This window comes from Aeromonas sp. DNP9 (assembly GCF_001728955.1).
Taxonomy (GTDB): Bacteria; Pseudomonadota; Gammaproteobacteria; order Enterobacterales; family Aeromonadaceae; genus Aeromonas; species Aeromonas veronii.
In genome coordinates, this window is record NZ_LYSQ01000010.1 from 92,457 (window position 1) to 109,040 (window position 16,584).

At 58.1% G+C, this 16,584-nt stretch carries 17 protein-coding genes and 1 pseudogene; 7 read left to right on the forward strand and 11 right to left on the reverse strand.

Annotation, left to right across the window (positions count from 1 at the left end; all coding sequences use genetic code 11):
- Nucleotides 1-405 precede the first annotated feature (405 nt).
- Entirely contained in the window at nt 406-1,581 is a 1,176-nt protein-coding gene (locus tag A9G06_RS08680; RefSeq protein WP_069554946.1) for an aspartyl protease family protein, read from the forward strand.
- 38 nt (nt 1,582-1,619) lie between these two features.
- Here A9G06_RS08680 and A9G06_RS08685 read toward each other — a convergent pair whose 3' ends face one another.
- Nucleotides 1,620-2,216, reverse strand: a complete 597-nt coding sequence (locus tag A9G06_RS08685; RefSeq protein WP_069554947.1) for an MliC family protein — start codon at nt 2,214-2,216, stop codon at nt 1,620-1,622.
- Between the two features lie 293 nt (nt 2,217-2,509).
- On the opposite strand from A9G06_RS08685, the gene A9G06_RS08695 reads away from it, so the two are divergent.
- Nucleotides 2,510-2,890, forward strand: a complete 381-nt coding sequence (locus A9G06_RS08695; protein ID WP_069554949.1) for a hypothetical protein — start codon at nt 2,510-2,512, stop codon at nt 2,888-2,890.
- Between the two features lie 131 nt (nt 2,891-3,021).
- Here the strand turns inward: A9G06_RS08695 and A9G06_RS08700 are convergent, their stop codons facing one another.
- Entirely contained in the window at nt 3,022-3,387 is a 366-nt protein-coding gene (locus tag A9G06_RS08700) for a DUF2061 domain-containing protein (protein WP_069554950.1), read from the reverse strand.
- A 191-nt stretch (nt 3,388-3,578) separates the two neighbouring features.
- On the opposite strand from A9G06_RS08700, the gene A9G06_RS08705 reads away from it, so the two are divergent.
- Complete coding sequence (locus A9G06_RS08705) at nt 3,579-3,785, forward strand: hypothetical protein (protein WP_042656489.1); 207 nt, start codon at nt 3,579-3,581, stop codon at nt 3,783-3,785.
- Nucleotides 3,786-3,888: 103 nt separating this feature from the next.
- On the opposite strand, the pseudogene A9G06_RS22265 reads toward A9G06_RS08705, so the two are convergent.
- From A9G06_RS22265 to A9G06_RS08730, 6 genes and pseudogenes are all read right to left on the reverse strand, one after another.
- A pseudogene (locus A9G06_RS22265) lies at nt 3,889-4,029 on the reverse strand (hypothetical protein); the annotation flags it as partial.
- A gap of 90 nt (nt 4,030-4,119) precedes the next feature.
- Nucleotides 4,120-4,671, reverse strand: a complete 552-nt coding sequence (locus tag A9G06_RS08710; RefSeq protein ID WP_069554951.1) for a hypothetical protein — start codon at nt 4,669-4,671, stop codon at nt 4,120-4,122.
- 163 nt (nt 4,672-4,834) lie between these two features.
- Entirely contained in the window at nt 4,835-5,938 is a 1,104-nt protein-coding gene (locus tag A9G06_RS08715) for an MBL fold metallo-hydrolase (RefSeq protein ID WP_069554952.1), read from the reverse strand.
- Nucleotides 5,939-6,672: 734 nt separating this feature from the next.
- On the reverse strand, nt 6,673-7,527 hold the full coding sequence (locus A9G06_RS08720) for a 23S rRNA (adenine(2030)-N(6))-methyltransferase RlmJ (RefSeq protein WP_069554953.1): 855 nt from the start codon (nt 7,525-7,527) through the stop codon (nt 6,673-6,675).
- Nucleotides 7,521-7,982 carry a DUF2390 domain-containing protein gene (locus A9G06_RS08725; RefSeq protein ID WP_069554954.1) on the reverse strand — a complete coding sequence of 154 codons (462 nt, stop codon included), beginning with the start codon at nt 7,980-7,982 and terminating at the stop codon, nt 7,521-7,523. Before A9G06_RS08725 ends, A9G06_RS08720 begins: the two co-directional genes overlap by 7 nt.
- Complete coding sequence (locus A9G06_RS08730) at nt 7,975-9,885, reverse strand: ABC transporter ATP-binding protein (protein ID WP_069554955.1); 1,911 nt, start codon at nt 9,883-9,885, stop codon at nt 7,975-7,977. Before A9G06_RS08730 ends, A9G06_RS08725 begins: the two co-directional genes overlap by 8 nt.
- Nucleotides 9,886-10,039: 154 nt before the next feature.
- On the opposite strand from A9G06_RS08730, the gene A9G06_RS08735 reads away from it, so the two are divergent.
- Nucleotides 10,040-10,453, forward strand: coding sequence for a CBS domain-containing protein (locus A9G06_RS08735; RefSeq protein WP_058056643.1), 414 nt, complete (start codon nt 10,040-10,042; stop codon nt 10,451-10,453).
- A gap of 117 nt (nt 10,454-10,570) precedes the next feature.
- On the opposite strand, the gene A9G06_RS08740 is transcribed toward A9G06_RS08735, so the two are convergent.
- From A9G06_RS08740 to A9G06_RS08750, 3 genes are all read right to left on the reverse strand, one after another.
- Nucleotides 10,571-12,232, reverse strand: a complete 1,662-nt coding sequence (locus A9G06_RS08740; RefSeq protein ID WP_069554956.1) for a hypothetical protein — start codon at nt 12,230-12,232, stop codon at nt 10,571-10,573.
- A 168-nt stretch (nt 12,233-12,400) separates the two neighbouring features.
- Nucleotides 12,401-12,868, reverse strand: a complete 468-nt coding sequence (locus A9G06_RS08745; RefSeq protein ID WP_069554957.1) for a hypothetical protein — start codon at nt 12,866-12,868, stop codon at nt 12,401-12,403.
- A gap of 54 nt (nt 12,869-12,922) precedes the next feature.
- On the reverse strand, nt 12,923-14,299 hold the full coding sequence (locus tag A9G06_RS08750) for a PLP-dependent aminotransferase family protein (RefSeq protein ID WP_069554958.1): 1,377 nt from the start codon (nt 14,297-14,299) through the stop codon (nt 12,923-12,925).
- Between the two features lie 116 nt (nt 14,300-14,415).
- On the opposite strand from A9G06_RS08750, the gene A9G06_RS08755 reads away from it, so the two are divergent.
- From A9G06_RS08755 to A9G06_RS08765, 3 genes are all read left to right on the forward strand, one after another.
- The gene (locus A9G06_RS08755; RefSeq protein ID WP_069554959.1) at nt 14,416-15,012 is read left to right on the forward strand and encodes a LysE family translocator; all 597 of its coding nucleotides are present in this window, start codon (nt 14,416-14,418) and stop codon (nt 15,010-15,012) included.
- A gap of 124 nt (nt 15,013-15,136) precedes the next feature.
- Entirely contained in the window at nt 15,137-15,727 is a 591-nt protein-coding gene (locus A9G06_RS08760; RefSeq protein WP_005335534.1) for a LysE family translocator, read from the forward strand.
- Nucleotides 15,728-15,853: 126 nt separating this feature from the next.
- A complete protein-coding gene (locus A9G06_RS08765) occupies nt 15,854-16,552 on the forward strand; it encodes an aspartate/glutamate racemase family protein (RefSeq protein ID WP_069554960.1) in 699 nt (232 codons plus the stop codon).
- The last annotated feature ends 32 nt before the right edge of the window (nt 16,553-16,584 follow it).

The window sequence follows — 16,584 nt, forward strand, 5'->3', positions numbered from 1 at the left end:
GAATATCGGCAAAGCTACCGCCCCTGAATTACAGCCTCCAGTCTGCTGCGTTTCACCAACGGGATGGGGTTGGCATGGCTCATGGGAGACTCCGACGAGGCAAGTGTTGCCAAATGGCAATATTAACCATGGCGCTGTGGAGAGAAATCTCAATATTGAGATTTTCTGTGCAAGATCAATAAATTAATCAAATGTCGCCAACGATTGATGACGCGCCGAGATAGCGTGAACAACCATTCTTGAGCTAACCCCATAGAATATTCATGGTCATATCCGGCTTGAACCAGCATAAAACTCTTTGTTATTGTCCGCATTCCCCGCGCAAATAGCTTATTTATCTATAAATCAACAAGATAGCATTGTGCGGTGGCGTCGCGGGGGCATCTGCTATCGGGAAGGAGAGTTATGAAGTCGCAGTTCAAAGTGGCGCTGGCCATGTTGGCCCTGTTCGTCGTCCAAGGCTGCACAGCCCCGGATTCATCCACCAAGCGCAATGCACTCGGCCCGGTGCTGACAGTGCATTACGAAAGTGCCCCCCTGATCCCCGTCACCATCGCCGGTGAGCAGTACCAGTTTTTGCTCGATACCGGGGCCAGTATCACCTTTATCGATCGTCGTCTGGCCAGCCGCTTCAAGGCGCTGACCTTAAGTGAATTGCCCAGGGCCTATCAGGCTGATTTTGCCACTGTGAACAGCGTTTCGAGCCAACTGGGCAGCGAGCAGCTTGGCTTTGTTGAGCCGCAGCCCTTCTCGGTGGGGTCGGTCACCATTGATGACAGCGAGCTATGGGCAACTATTGATTTCGATCTTTTCTCCCAGTCTCTTGGCAGCCGTATCGATGGCATCCTCGGGATCGACACCATCCGCCGTTTCAACTGGGTGTTTGATCGCGACAAGCATCAGCTCACGGCTTTGCTGACGGCACCGTCGGCAGCCACGTTCGAGCGTTGCATCGGCTATGAAGATAGCTACAACCGCTCCCCGGCCGTGTATCTGACCCACGGCGAGAGCAGCGTGCGCATGTATCTGGATACCGGGGCCGATCAGAGCTATGCCGACCATGCCTTTATCGACTTTATGGCCAGTCAGAAGGCGATCTCTGGCGAAGATGCCACGCCACGCAAAGGGGTGGATGCCAGCGGTATGGTGGAGGGGCGTGACCATATCCTCACCGGCCTGCACTTTGATGAGCGCCAGCTCGGTGAGCTGCGCGTGTCGGAAAACAGCAATGAGCAGTATGGTCTGGGGCTGGATTTTGTTAACCGCTTCAATCGCTTTGCGATCATCCCCGGGCGGATGATGCTCTGCTACGACGCCAACAGCCTGGCGCGCAAAGTGCCACCAGTCCTGCGCAATATCGGGGTGCGTTTTGATGGCGAGCATCTGCAGGTCTACTACAGCGACGAACGGGATCTTGCCCCCTATGGTCTGGCCAACGGCGACATTCTGGAGCAGATCAACGGGGTGGCTTATCGTCCCCTCGAGATCGACAAGGTGCGTGAACTGCTCAACACCGGCAAGCCGGGGTCGCTCAAGTTGCGGATTGTGCGGGAAGGAAAACCGCTGGATATCGCCATCTAGTCAAGGTGGGGCGGCAAGACGAGCCGCCCCCATGAGACTCAGCCCTTGGTTGGATTTTCCATGCAGGTGAGGGTTGGCTGGCCGTAACGCTCCAGCGTGGCTTCGTCCCCCTTGGTGAAGAAGGTGAGGTTTTGCCCTTCATAACGGGCGCCGCTGGCGCTGGGGGCTTCATAGGCGAGCACTTGTTGCTGTTTGTCGCCCTCGCTCAGGTTGATTACTGCGGCGGGCAGCTTGGCATCGTTATAGAAGTAGGTAGAGAGAGTGACGCTCTTGCCGCACTGGTAGTTGACCGGTGCCGGCACCATCAGCTGGCCGCCGCTGATCTGCAGTTCGGTGATCCGCAGCAGGTAGTTGTCCTCCACACACTGGCGCAGATCCTGCCCCTTCCAGCAGTCGTTACGTCCCTTGATCCAGCCGCGCTGCATGGCGCGCTCAGTCTTGAGCTGTTCGGGAGAGAGCGCCGCAATCGCCTTGGGGTAGAGGGCCGCCAGTTCGTTATCAAGGGTGGCCAGTCCGGCATCCTTGCAGATCAGGTTTTCGACCGACCCGGAGGCTTTGGTGCAGTCAAAGGAGGGGGTTGCGGCGCTGGCCAGCAGAGGGGCAAACAGCAGGGTGGCAAGCAAGGTCTTGTTCATCGATAGATTCCAGCAATGAGGAGGGTATATCTGCCTACTACAGCACACTCTACTGGGCAATGCAGCAGGGGAGCCGAGCGCATTTTGCTCTGCAGCATGTGTTGGCGACCGGTTTTGCCGCGCTACTCCAGTGGGGAAGGGAACTGTTGCTGGATGAGGCCGGCTTGTTTGAAAAGTGGTCAGGAGTGGTCGCTATTTTGAGCATTCAGACAGGCTTTGAGCATTGCACTTTCACTCCTGTTCTAGAGGCGTGCTAGATTTGCCGCCTTTTCTTAATAACAAGAAGGTTAGCTATGTTCAGGTTGATGACGGGGGCCTTGCTGGCCATCATGCTGTCCGGTTGTGCGGCCATGTTTAACGGCACAAGTCAGCAGGTTTCCATTCGCAGTCAGGATCCCGATGCGGAGATCTACGTCAACGATATGTTGCTGGGCCATGGCAATGTGATTACCTCGTTCAAGAAGAAAGAGGAGTACACCATCACGGTCAAGCGTGCGGATTGCTACTCGGTGACAGTGCTGGTCTCCAAGTCGTTCGATGCCACCACCCTGCTCGGGATCTTTGTCGATTTCGGCGTGGTCTCCATTCTGGTGGTCGATGGGGTCGGCACCGGCGCCTGGCAGAAGTTTGATCAGAATGCCTTTATCGTTGACCCCATCTGCAAGAAAGCCTGATCGGTATTGATGGGGCATCGGATGATGCATCCAGACAGAGATCTTTGCTGATGTGAAAAACCCGACACTCCTGGCCGGAATGTCGGGTTTTTTGTGGCCGCGATAAAGGGGGAGGCGGGTTGCCCGGTTGATCAGGCCAGCGCCAGTTGCTGACTGCGGGCGCGCCACAGCCGCTCGTGGAAGAAGAACACCACGGTGTTGATGGCCGGTTCGATCATCGCCATCACGCCGCCGGTGAGCAGCTCGCCGCTCAGCAGGAAGGCCACTCCGAAGGCCACCGAGAAGTGGACCACCGCGAAGCTGCTGGTCTTGGCCTGCAGGCTGTGATTTGGTTTGAGTTTGTGCCAGCCAAGGTCATGAAAGTAGAAGGCGATTGTGTTGACGGCGGGCTCGATCAGGGCGATCAGGCTGGCGGTCAGCAGCTCACCGGTCAGCAGGTAAGCCACGGTAAAGGCGACACCGAAGTGCAGGATGGCAAAGCTGATGGTCTTTTTCATGATGGCGGCTCCCTCTGTTGATGCTGAGAGTATCCGCCGAAATGAGATTAAATGAAAACTATTCTCATCAATTGCCGAAATAGAGAGAACCTATCAACGGGCGAGTTGTTGGTGCGGTTCAGAGGTTGCCAATCGCAGCCAAGGCGATAAAGTACAGGTTCTTCACACTTGCCCATGAAAAAGGATCTTTCATGAATATCAATGCCACCCTGCTTGGCCAGTTCATTGCGTTGTTGATGGTCATCGTCGGCGTCATCGCCTGGCGACTGGCGCGCCGCAAGAGCGAGCATCCGGCGCTGGTCACCCTTATCTGCTCCCTGCTCTGCCTGTTTCCGCCCTTTGGCCTGCTGGCCCTGTTGCTGGTTGCGCTGAAACAGGATCTGCCCGCCCGCTCATAGGACGCGCAGGTTCAGGCTGCCGCACACACCGGCTGCACCAAAAGAAAAAGCCCCGTGATGGGGCTTTTGCTTTTGAATTCGGTGAGCGCAGCGGGGGCGGGGATTAATCCTCGGCCTTGTTGAGCCACTCCACCTTGTACTGGGCGCCGGCACCCTGCGCCAGCTTGGCGCACAGCGGTTTGAGGAAGGCTTCGATCTGCTCGTCCAGCATCCAGGGGGGGCTGAGAAGACCTTGGACACTCATTTTTGGGCTCTGGCTATGCTACGCCTTGCTCAAAGAGGTGGGTGTCCCAGATTTGCCTTGCCTGTCCCTCTTGAAGCGTTTGTTATATGCCTAACTGCAATTAGCTACGATATGATCAATTTTTTTAACAACCTTACTCCATTGAGATGATGTAAACTCTTGCTCTTCTAATTCAGTTAGAAATTTTTCGAACTCCTTTTCTAGCTGATTTAGAAACTTTGTTGCGTGAATTACCTTCGTATCTGCGCAAACAATCGGTAACGAGAAATCTCTGCGAATACGCCACCCTCCAGTAGTTTCCGCTTGATGCAGAATACCGCAGCGAATGTGTTTATAAAAATCCGCTCCAAGTCCGGTAAAATCAGTCAAATAATGTGACGTGGAAAAGAACTCTTCGAAAATCACTCTCCCCCACCCATTAGTTTTCTTCCATCCACGTTTTAGTGAAATTAGAGATTCAATAACTAAGTACGAGACTGCCATTATGCTAAATCGGTGCTTGAATTCGTTTTTCTTGAATGGTTCAAAATATCTTTCTGAATAGCGATGGCGTAGAACCGTGATAATTTGAGCCTTGTCTTGGCTATCTTTTAATTGTTGCCAATCCTCTGATGAAAAGGATGATGATAATTCAACTGACATAAAATCCTCATTACTAGAATGGCATATAACGCCTAAAACACCGGCGCAGCTTAGCTGCGTCCGAGTGAAGACCTTGGACACCCATCTTTTGGGCTTTGGCTATGCTGCGCCTTGCTCAAAAAGGTGGGTGTCCCAGATTTTGGCCTTAAACGCTTTGTTATAGCTATTTAAACTCTAAGGCACCATCTTCAACAAGCCCTTTGGTTTCATACTTTATTGTCTTTCCGCTTTTTATCACTGGATTAGTGTAGTACGACTTAATGTTGAGCACATCCAGTAAATTGACAACTTCCTGGTGGGGATGAGCATCTTTCGCTCTCCCAAATTTTCCATTCTTATGGCTAATAATTGCGACATCAGGATTTATACATTCAAGAATATATCTAGTTAGATTTTCTCTACTTCCATGGTGCGGAACTTTTAAAAATTTAGCAGCAATTGCATTCTCAAACCATGCAATTGGCGGCCTCGGATGCCAAAAATTATGTTCTTCATCAAGAATTCGATGAAACACACACTCATCAGCGTCACCAGTAAATAACCAATTTCCATTATCGTCAAAGCATTTAAATACAATGCTCGCTTGATTTGCAGTCAATGTTAAATGTGAAGTCGCGTAGTAACTTACTGACTCAATTGGGTTGCCAAGCAAACGTTTGCTTAAGCCAATGAAGAATCGATGGACAAATATTCTGGCTTGCGAAGAATACTCCTCATCATCAAACCCTTCAAAACTAAGTGGTGTACGGTAATTTTCTATATTGTCGATGTCTAAGTCAAAACCATACTCAGATAAAATAGTTAAAGCTTCTTGCAAGCTATCTCTCTCATCATCGATGAGCTCAGAACAGTAATGATATGGTGATTTCGGAGGGTTAAGCACAATCATATCTGAATCTAATTGATCACCGTGACTGACCAATTTCACATTTTGAATTTTCTTTATTTTCCGCCAATCAAGTGACCCAATACTTTGTGGTATCTTTTGCTTAATAAACTTAGCGATCTCCATAATCTCTGGTAAGTAATAAGGAATTGTTATACTTTCTATTGTCTTTTCTCTATAAAGCTTAGGAAAACCACCCACATGATCTTTATGAGAATGAGTCAACAATACATGGTAGTTATTCGATTTTAGTCTATCAGACACTTTTGCTTTTTGTGGACCTAAGTCTACTAATAGCGGAACTAAATTAAATCTACTCGGCTGCTTCCTCTTAATCAGGAACGAATCACCTTGGCCAACATCAAACACTTCTACTTTCATTGATTCCACCATAACTAAAAAATCGCTATAACAGTGATTAGATAACAGGCAGCACTAATCCGATAGCAGAGCCTTCCATATAACTCCGCTCTATCCTGATTTTTGCCATGAAAACATTAAAATATTACTTGTCTACTCCTGATGGCTTAATGTATTCGCTTGACTTCCTCTTTTTGCGTCACCGTTACTACTGTATGAAAAAACAGAGCTTAGCGTGGTCTTGGAAAGTGCCGCCAAAGCACGCCTGCATGAACAGGTCAGAAATAAACATAAGGCTGTCACCATGTTGAGTCGGTAGTGGTGGGCAACTCTCGTTTATCCATCCCATCCAATCCTGCATGGCTACCGCCCCTGAATTTCAGCCTCCAGTCTGCTGCCTTTAATCAACGGGGTGTAGCTGGCATGGCTCATGGGGTGACTCCAACGAGGTGTGTGTTGCCAATCGGGTATATTAGCGGCGGGTAGATGGAGGGAAAGGGCCAGATGGCCGATTTCTGATCTGGATCGACTAATTAGTCAATAACGACTGTTCTGGTGTGCAGGCGGGATGCGTGGCCGCCATTGGTGAGGAAACAGTTAGTCGGGAAAAGGGTTGGTGGGTAAAGCGGTTGCGGGTAAAAAACAAGAAGCCCCTAAACGGGGCTTCTCTTTGCTGGCCATGCCGCCACTGTGAACTGCTGGGCTGGCCGACTCGCTGGCGCCTTGACCGGGCGCCAGAGCAGGCTGGTGCAGGTTTACTCTTCGGCCTTGTTGAGCCACTCCACCTTGTACTGGGCGCCTGCACCCTGTGCCAGCTTGGCACACAGAGGTTTGAGGAAGGCTTCAATCTGCTCGTCCAGCATCCAGGGGGGGCTCACTATCAGCATGCCTGAGCCGTTCATGCCCCAGTCGGTAGTCTGGCCGGCCACTTCCAGCTCGGCCACCAGCACGTTGCCGAAGTTTTCGCGCTTGATGGCGCGCAGCATGTCGCGGGATTTGTCCGCCTCCTGCCCGAGGATGGGATACCAGAGGGCGTAGATGCCGGTGGCCCAGCGCTTCTGCGCTTTTTTCAGGGTATCGACCACGGCGAAGTAATCTTCTTTGAGCTCATAGGGCGGGTCGATCAGCACCAGCCCGCGGCGCGGGGTGGGCGGCAGCAGGGCGATCAGCCCCTCGAAGCCGTCACGGTGGTGCACGGCGACGCGAGGGTCGTAACCCATGTTGGCGCGCAGATCGTCCACTTCGTTGTTGTGCAGCTCCATCAGCGCCAGCTTGTCCTGCTCGCGGGTAAGGCGACGGGAGAGCTCTGGCGAGCCGGGGTAGTAGTGCAGCTCACCGTTCTGGTTCATCTCTTCGATGACGCCGAGATAGGGGGCCATGGCAGACCACTGGGCCCGCTCGTCCCACAGGCGGCCGATGCCATCGGCATACTCGGCCTTCTTCTGGGACCAGTCGCCGCGCAGGTCGTAGAGACCGCCACCGGCATGGGTGTCCAGCACGATGAAGGGTTTCTCCTTCTTCTTGAGGGACTCGATGATCAGGGCCTGAACGGCGTGTTTCAGCACGTCGGCATGGTTGCCGGCGTGAAAGGCGTGGCGGTAGCTCAGCATATTAGATCTCTGAGGGGGCCCTGCTGGGCACCCAGTAACGATAGATAGTTCAACAAATTGCGGCTGTTGCCGCGAAACAGGGAGAGGCTGCGCAGGGTCTGCAACAGGACGCCCTGTTGCAGCCGCTCCAGCTCCAGCTCGTGGGCCAGCATCGACTGATACTGCTGCTCGTCGAGTCGCGTCTTGGCGCTCTGGCGCAGGGCGCGCCACGGGGTCAGCACCGCCTCGGTCTGCACCAGCGCCGGTTGCAGGTCGGTGAGATCGACCACGATGCCGAGTTGATCGAGCCGGTGCAGCAGCAGCGCCAGATTGACGTTGCCCCCCTGCTCCTGCACGGTGAGCCAATCCTGGCTGCGCTCACCATAGACCTTGCCGCTCCAGTGCCAGAAGCCGATCGGCGTCGGCAATTCGTGGATCGAGACCCGCTCGCTGACCATCAGCTGTTCGTCACGCAAAGAAGGCTTGCTCCATGGTTTCCAGCTCTTCGGAGAGGCTCATCCACTCCAGCTCCACCTCTTCCAGCTGCTCCTTGAGGGGGCCCTGGGATTTGAGCAGTTCGGAGAGCTTGGTTTTAGCACTCTCTTCATAGATAGCGGGGTCGGCCAGCTGGCTCTCGATGTCGGCCAGCTTGCCCTGCAGCTTCTCCATGCTCGCTTCGAGCTTTTCCAGCTTCTGGCGCAGGGGACGGGTTTGCTGGCGGAATTCCGCCTCGCGCCGCTTCTGATCCTTGCGCGCCACCGCCGAGTTGGCAGAGACGGGGCCATCGGCCGGTTTGGCGTTGGCCTCTTTCTCCTGCTCGCCGAGCCACTTGTGGTAGTCGTCCAGATCGCCGTCGAACGGCTCGACCCGGCCACCGTGCACCAGATAGAAGTCATCTGTGGTGGTGCGCAGCAGGTGACGGTCGTGAGAGACCACTACCATGGCCCCTTCGAAGCCTTGCAGCGCCATGGTCAGGGCGTGGCGCATCTCCAGATCCAGGTGGTTGGTCGGTTCATCCAGCAGCAGGAGGTTCGGCTTTTGCCAGGTGATCAGCGCCAGCACCAGCCGCGCCTTTTCGCCGCCGGAGAAGGGGGCCACCTTGTCGAGCGCCTTGTCTCCGTGAAAACCGAAGCTGCCCAGATAGTTGCGCAGCTCCTGCTCGGTCTTGTCCGGCGCGAGGCGGGCCAGATGATCGAGCGGGGAATCGTCGAGACGCAGGGTCTCCAGCTGATGCTGGGCGAAGTAGCCGATGCTCACCCCGGCGCTCACTTCGAGCTTGCCGGAGAGCGGCGGGTTGGAGCCCGACAGCATCTTGATAAAGGTGGACTTACCGGCGCCGTTGCGACCGAGCAGACCGATGCGCGAGCCCGGTACCAGATTGAGTTTGATCTTCTCCAGGATCACCTTGTCACCGTAACCGGCAGAGAGGTTCTCCATGGCGATCAGCGGGGTCGGCAGGGCCGACGGCTCGCGAAACTCGAAGCTGAATTCGGAATCGGCGTGGGCGGGCAGGATCTTCTCCATCCGCTCCATGGCTTTCAGGCGGCTCTGGGCCTGACGGGCCTTGGAGGCCTTGTAGCGGAAGCGATCCACATACGCCTGCATGTGGGACATCTCCCGCTGCTGCTTCTCGTACATCGACTGCTGCTGGGCCAGATGTTCGGCGCGCTGCAGTTCGAAGTCGGAGTAGCCGCCGGTGTATTCGTTGAGCTTGCCGTTCTCGATATGGATGATGCGGCTGATGACAGAATCGAGGAAATCGCGGTCGTGAGAGATGAGCACCAGCGTGCCCTGATAGCCCTTGAGCCACTTCTCCAGCCAGATCACCGCATCGAGATCCAGGTGGTTGGTCGGTTCATCGAGCAGCAGCAGATCGGAGCGGCAGAGCAGCGCCTGAGCGAGGTTGAGGCGCATGCGCCAGCCACCGGAGAAGCTGCGCACCGGTGAGCTCAGCTGCTCGTCGCTGAAACCGAGGCCGTGCAGCAGCTCGGCGGCGCGGGCGCGGATGCTGTAGGCGCCGATGGTATCGAGGCGACCGTGCAGCTCGGCCACCAGCAGACCATTGTCATCCTGCTCGGCTTGCACCAGCTGGGCCTCCAGCGAGCGGAACTCCTTGTCGCCGTCGATCACGTAGTCGAGGGCGGAGCAGTCCAGCGCTGGGGTCTCCTGCGCGACGCCTGCAATCTGCCAGCCAGCGGGCAGGCTGAAGGTGCCGCTGTCGATGGCCAGCTCGCCCCGTACCAGTGCAAAAAAGGTGGACTTGCCACAGCCGTTTTTGCCCACCAGACCCACTTTGTGGCCGGGGTGAATGGTGGCGGAGGCGTTGTCCAGCAGCTTGCGGCCGCCGCGGATCAGTTCGATTTGACTGGCAACTATCATGGGTGGGATCTGCTTGCTCAAAATGGAGGAGAAAAACTGGCGCGGATCTTACGTGAAATGACGCTGATTTGCACTGTAGCGAAGGGCTGGCTACTGGCTGGCGCTGCAAAAACATGCCATAACAGAGAAACCAGTTTGGTTACGGGAGGTTAGCATGCATATCAGGGATATTATGACGACCCGGGTCGCCACCGTTTCAATGGATGATCGACTCAGTGTCATCAAGGATATCTTCGAGCAGGCACACTTTCGCCACCTGTTGGTACTGGAGGAGGGTGAGCTGGTCGGGGTCATCTCGGATCGGGATCTGTTCCGTGCCATCAGCCCCTATCTCGACTCCGAAGCCGAGATGAGCCGCGATACCGAAACCCTCACCAAGCGGGCCCATCAGATCATGAGCCGCCAACCCGTTACCATTGCCCCCCATCTCACCGTGCGCGACGGCGTCAAGCTGATGCTGGAGAAGGGGGTCTCCTGCCTGCCGGTGCTGGAGAATGGCGCCCTGGTCGGCATCATCAGCTGGAAGGATTTTCTCAAGGCGGCGCTGGAGAGTGACGCGCTGGTTTGAGCCCAACGCTTATCGCCACTAGCTGATAGAGAACCAATATAGAGAGAGGGGAGCCAAGGCTCCCCTCTCTCTATGTTGGCTTTGCCGACAATGCCGGTTTGCACGCCGCTAGCATCATCATGGCTCGGGCTGCCCTGCGACAAGACAGGAGGGGCCGCTGCCGGAGAGGTGCGGCTGAAGATGAGTGCGGATCTCTTGCAGGGTGCGCTGGTACTGCTGGGCATGTTGATCGAGAAATGCGGGGCTGTGCTTGAGGCGCCGCTCCAGGGTATCGACCAGCAGCGCCACCTTGGGGGCCGCCATACCCGCTGGCCAGCAGTGTTGCAGCAGCTCCAGCAGTTGCCAGGCATCGCCGGGCAGGGCGGGGAACTCCTCCAGCAGCTGCAAGCCCGCTTGCAGGGCTGTCTGATATTGGCTGGCCTGCATCGCCTTGTGGCGCAGCTGGCGCAGTTCGCTCAGCCGTTGTTCTCTCGCCGTCAGACGCTGGCCCAGCTCGGCCACCAGATGGTGGAACAGCTGGCGGGTGAGCGGGTGGGGCGCCACCCTGACGCGGTATTGAGTCAGCTGGGTCAGGTAGCGCTGGGCGTGGTGGGGCAAACCGCAGAACTGGCTGACAGCAAAGCCGAGCAGCAGGGTGAGGTGGTTGTCGCTCCCCTCATCCGGCTGGTGGTGGGCAATCAGGATCAGCGCTTCGTCGAAGCGGTAATCCAGCCCCAGCATCAACGCCTGCAGCAGCTCATATTCGTGGGGCTGCAGGTGGACGGTGCGCTTGAGATGCTCCCACTCCTGTTGCAGGGAGCGGATCCGGTTGCTGGAGGGGGCGTGCCACAGCACCGCCAGACTGGCATTGAGCATGAAGCTGTCGATGGCGAGCCGGACGCGCTGCTCGCCGAAGTGGCGCAGGGTCAGGCTGTTGGCCTGCTCCAGCACCTTCTCCTCATCTTGCAGCACCAGCCCGAGCAACATCGCCAGCTGATGCCAGCGCGGCTGATGGGGGCGGATCTGCAGCAGCTCTCCCATGGTCTCCCAGGCCGCCAGCCAGTAATGCTGATGCAGCTGGCTGGCGAGTTGCAGCTCCAGCCGGGTGGCCATCGAGACGCTGGCTTGATGGCGCTGCAAGTCGGTCCGGGCGCTCTGCAATTTGCCGAGCCCCAGCATGGCGTAGAAGAGCCCGGCCCTTGGCCAGCTCGCCTGATACTCGTTGGCACAGAGGGCATAGTGCTGGGCGGCGGTGACCCGCTCGGTCGATTGCAGCAGCAGGTAGCCCTTGAGTCGATCCAGCCAGGGGGTCAGCGAGCGATTCTCCCGTTGAAACAGCAGGTCTTCACAGAGGGCGGTAGCCAGTTGCCACTCCCGCAGCAGAATGGGGGCGGCCAGCGTACGGGTCAGGTTGCTTAACTTCACCAGCTGGCCGAGCACCGCGGTGAGCTGTTGGGTCATGAAGGGAAGAGCCAGATAGAGGGAGAAGTAGAGATCCGAGGGGAGAAACTCCTGCTCATTCTGATCGGCATCGAGCAGCAGCAATACGCAACCGGGTTGCAGCAGGCCGAGATAGTGCGCTTCGTGCAGCAGCCGGGCTCCGTCAAGATCCTGCTGCTTGTCCTGCTGACAGATGATGGCGTCGAAGGCGTGCTGTTGCAGCAGGGCTAGCAGGCCGCTGCGCTCGTGGTTTGGATGGCTGTGGTAGTGGATCCGGTCGGCGGGCACCCCCTGTTCGGTCAGTTCCCGGGTGATGGCGCTACGGAGCAGGGGATCCTCTTCGAGCAGCAGTATCGTCATGCAGGTACTTCCTGTGAGCAAACCATTTGGTTGATTATGGTAGACCCAAGAGGAACATAGGCACAGCACTCGCTGAGTGAAAAGCTGACAGTAGCCAGCAGGGTGCTGGAGGGCGCACTATGGGCTGTTATTTCAATCGGTTATGCCATCTATCAGGGCTGCAACCTGTTATTGTCGAGGGCGGATCTGCGCCCCGAAGGGGCAGTCGCTCTGGCGGATCAGCCGCGACCCCTTGCCCGGTTCCCCCTGCCAGCTTAATTCCAGTTTGCCGAGGCGGCCCAGATGGCGCAGCTCGAACTCGTAGCGCTGGCAGAGGTTGTCCTGGGGCAGACTCGCCATCCCTGCAGGCAGACGATATTGATAGCGCAGGATTGGCCCATCCTCCAGCTTGCTGGCCACCGGCACCAGCCCCTCTGGGGTGGGCTGCGGTGCCCCGAGTGCGCGGCGCAAACTGAGCGGCGCATCGATCGCCTTTTGATAGTGCAGGCCGTTCATCGCCGCCAGCTCCTCTTCCAGTCGTTGCAACTCCCCTTCCAGTCCATTGATAGCGGCCCCCAGCTGCTGGTGGGTCGTTGACGAGGCGCAGCCGCCCAGCAACAGGGTGGCAAACAGCAGGGCGGCTCTGATGGGGGGCACGGCATCTCCTTGGCAATGACGATGAAGCGTGAAGGTCAGGTCGGCTGGCCCTGACTATAGCAGGGGATTGCTGGGGGGCGTCCCCTGCAGCAGTTGGGCCAGACGGGCCAGCCCTTCGCCGACCCGGGCGTCGGTGGCGGGTTGGCTCAGGCTCAGACGCACCCCTTGCGGAGCGGCAAACTGACCGGCGGCGAAGTGTTCCCCGCTCGCCACGCCAACGTCAAGGGCGTCGGCGGCGGCAGCAAACTGCTGGCTGCGCCAGGGCTCAGGCAGCGGTAGCCAGGCGTGCATGCTGCCCGGCTGCCAGCGGGCGGCGGGCAGCAGGTGGCGCAGCAGTTCACCACGGCGCTTTAGGATCTCTCGCTGCTGCTCGACCAGCGGCATGATCTGGCGCTGACTGACCATTTTGCAGGCGAGCTCGATCAGCAGCGGGCTCACCATCCAGCTCGACAGCCGCATGCTCTGGGCGAAGGCGCTGCGCAGGGTGGGGGGCGTCAGCACGAAGCCCACCCGCAGGCCGCCGCAGGCGATCTTGGCCAGACTACCCAGATAGATGACCCGCTCCGGCGCCAGATTGACCAGAGGGATCACCGGTTGCTGGGGCAGCAGGCCGTTGACGTCATCCTCGATGATCAGCAGGTCGTGGCGATGGGCGATGGCGACGATGGCCTCCCGCCGCGCCAGACTCATGATGGCGGTGGTGGGGTTTTGCAGGGTCGGGGTGAGGTAGAGCAGCTTGGCCCGGCGGGTGCGGCAGGCTGCGTCCAGCGCCTCGGGCAGCAGCCCCTCCTCGTCCATCGCGAGCCCCACCACCTGATTTTTCAGCTGGCGGGCATTGCCCAGCATACCGGGGTAGCTCAGCCCCTCGCACAGGATGGTTTCCCCCACGCAGCCGGTCGCCAGCAGCGCCAGCATGATGCCGTGCTGGGCGCCGTGGCTGAACAGCAGGCGATCCTCACTGCAGGCCACCCCTTGCTCCGCCAACCAGTTGACGAACTGCTGGCGCTGATCCGGTCGTCCCGCCTCCTGGTCGTAGCCGAGCAGGGCGTTGAGATCCCCGTCCGCCACTTCCCCCAACATGGGGCGAATGATGGCCGCCCGATCCAGCTGCACCGGCAGGTTTTGCCACAGCTCGATGCGGTGCCCCTCCTCCTGGCGGATCACCCACTCATTGGCGGGATCCGTGTTCGCTCCCTTGACCCAGGTGCCGTGACCCACCCGGGCGGCCAGCAGGCCGCGCCGCTCCGCCTCGCTGTAGGCGCGGGTGACTGTGCCTACAGTGACACCCAGACGATCCGCCAGGGATCGGTGGGTGGGCAATCGGGTCTGCGGTGGCAGCTCGCCATTCGCGATCCCCTGTTCGATCGCTTTGACCAACTTGAGGTAGAGGGGGCCATCGAAGGCTGCAAGGTCGGGTGCCCAGATTGTCATGGTGACAATAAATCCATTGATCCAAATTTGTTGTCAATATAGCGTGAATTTCAACCTGATAACAATCAAATAGCACACATTGTATCGATACAATGTGGCGGATAAGGAGTCACAATATGACGATGGAGTGGTATGTCACCCTGTTCGGTTTTGCCGTACTCACCTGCGGTACGCCGGGGCCCAACAACCTGATGCTGACGGCCTCCGGCGCCAACTTCGGGGTGCGCCGCACCCTGCCACATCTGCTTGGGGTAGGGTTGGGGCAGCCGGTGTTGCAACTGGTGCTGGCGCTGGGGCTCTATCCGCTGTTCGAGCGCTGGCCCTTGTTGCGCCTCGGTTTGCAGATCTTCGGCAGCCTGTATCTGCTGTGGCTCGCCTGGCGTATCGCGGTGGCCGGGGCGCCGGGGGATCCGGCCCGGAGCGCCCGTCCGCTAACCATGCTGGAGGGGCTGGGCTTTCAGTTCCTCAATCCCAAGGCGTGGATGATGGGTATCTCTGCCATCAGTCTGTTCAGCCTGCCCGGAGCCAGTTACTGGCCGAGTCAGCTGGCGGTGATGACAGTGTTTGTGCTGGTAGCGCTGCCGGTCTGCTTTGTCTGGGTGCTGTTCGGTCATCAGTTGAGCAACTGGATCAGCTCGGATCGGGGCTGGCGGCGGCTCAACGGATCCCTCGGTCTGCTGACGGCGCTCTGCGTGGTGATGCTCTGGTATTGAGTCGTGCTGCGCTGATGGGCGAGGGGCCGAGAAAGAGACATTTCTGACTTGTCGCCACGGGGTTGGCTCTGCATATTAGAAGGCTTTCCCCATAACGGGCGCGTTGCATCGACAAGAGGTTGAGATGGATCTGAACTGGTTACTGCCCCTGGCGGGGTTTGCTCTGGTTACCTGCGGCACGCCGGGGCCCAACAATATGTTGCTCACCAGCGCCGGGGCGGCACAGGGGTTTCGCCGCACGATTCCCCTGCTGGTGGGGGTGGTGGGGGGGATCAATCTGATGATCCTCGCCACCGCGCTGGGGCTTGGCGTGGTGTTCGAGAAGGTGCCGCTGCTGCACGATGGCCTCAAGCTTATCGGTTCGGCCTATCTGCTCTGGCTGGCGTGGAAGGTGGCGACCGCCAGCGGCCCGGCCGAGGGCAACCGTCCACTCATTCCCGCTCATCAGGGGGCCATGCTGCAACTGCTTAATCCCAAGGCATGGATGATGGCGCTCTCTGCCATCAGCGGTTTCACTCTGGCGGGGGAGGCTTACTGGCCCTCTGCGCTCTGGGTGTTGGTGATCTTCTTTATTACCGGCCTTTACACCGGGGCGTTCTGGGTGTTGTTTGGTGCCCAGGTGCGGCAAATCATTCGCACTGCCCGGGGCTGGCGGCGTTTCAACCTCGGCATGGGGCTGGCGACGGCCGCCTGTGTCGGGATGATCTGGATTTAGCCCGGGGTTGACCCGGGCCTTTACCGGCTGTCTTGTTGGCCCTGCGGGGCCTTTTTTATCTCGCCCGCGTGACCTTGCCTGCAAGGTAGCGTGGTTCTGCCCTCCCTTGGGATGAAAGGAGTTCCTATGAAATGTATCGGTCTGCTGGGTGGCATGAGCTGGGAGTCTACCGTCAGTTACTATCAGGCGCTCAACCGCGGGGTGCGGGCCAAGCTCGGCGGCTTGCACTCGGCGCGGGTGCTGCTCAATAGCGTTGATTTTGCCGTTATCGAGCGGCTGCAGCATGCCGGTGACTGGCCCGCCACTGCCCGCCTGTTGGCGGCCGAGGCGCGCAAACTGCAGGATGGCGGCGCCGATTTCTTGCTGATCGGCACCAACACCATGCACAAGGTGGCGCCCGAGATTGAGGCCGCCATCGATATCCCGCTGCTCCATATCGCCGATGCCACCGCAGCCAAATTGCAGGCGGACGGGATAACCCGGGTCGGCCTGCTCGGCACCCGCTTCACCATGGAGCAGGATTTTTACAAGGGGCGCCTGCAGGAGAAGTTCGGGCTGGATGTACTGGTGCCCGATGAGGCCGGGCGGGAGCGGGCACACAGGATCATCTATGACGAGCTCTGTCTGGGGGAGATCCGTGAATCATCGCGGGCCGAGTATCTGGCCATTATCGAGGGGCTGGCGGCCGCGGGTGCCGAGGCGGTGATCCTTGGCTGCACCGAGATTGCCCTGCTGGTGGGGGATGCCCGGGCGGCGGTGCCGCTCTACGACACCACTGCCATCCATGCCGAAGCGGCGGTCGCGCTGGCACTGGCATCCGATTAATAAACTGGTCAGATCTCACTATTCATGCTTGT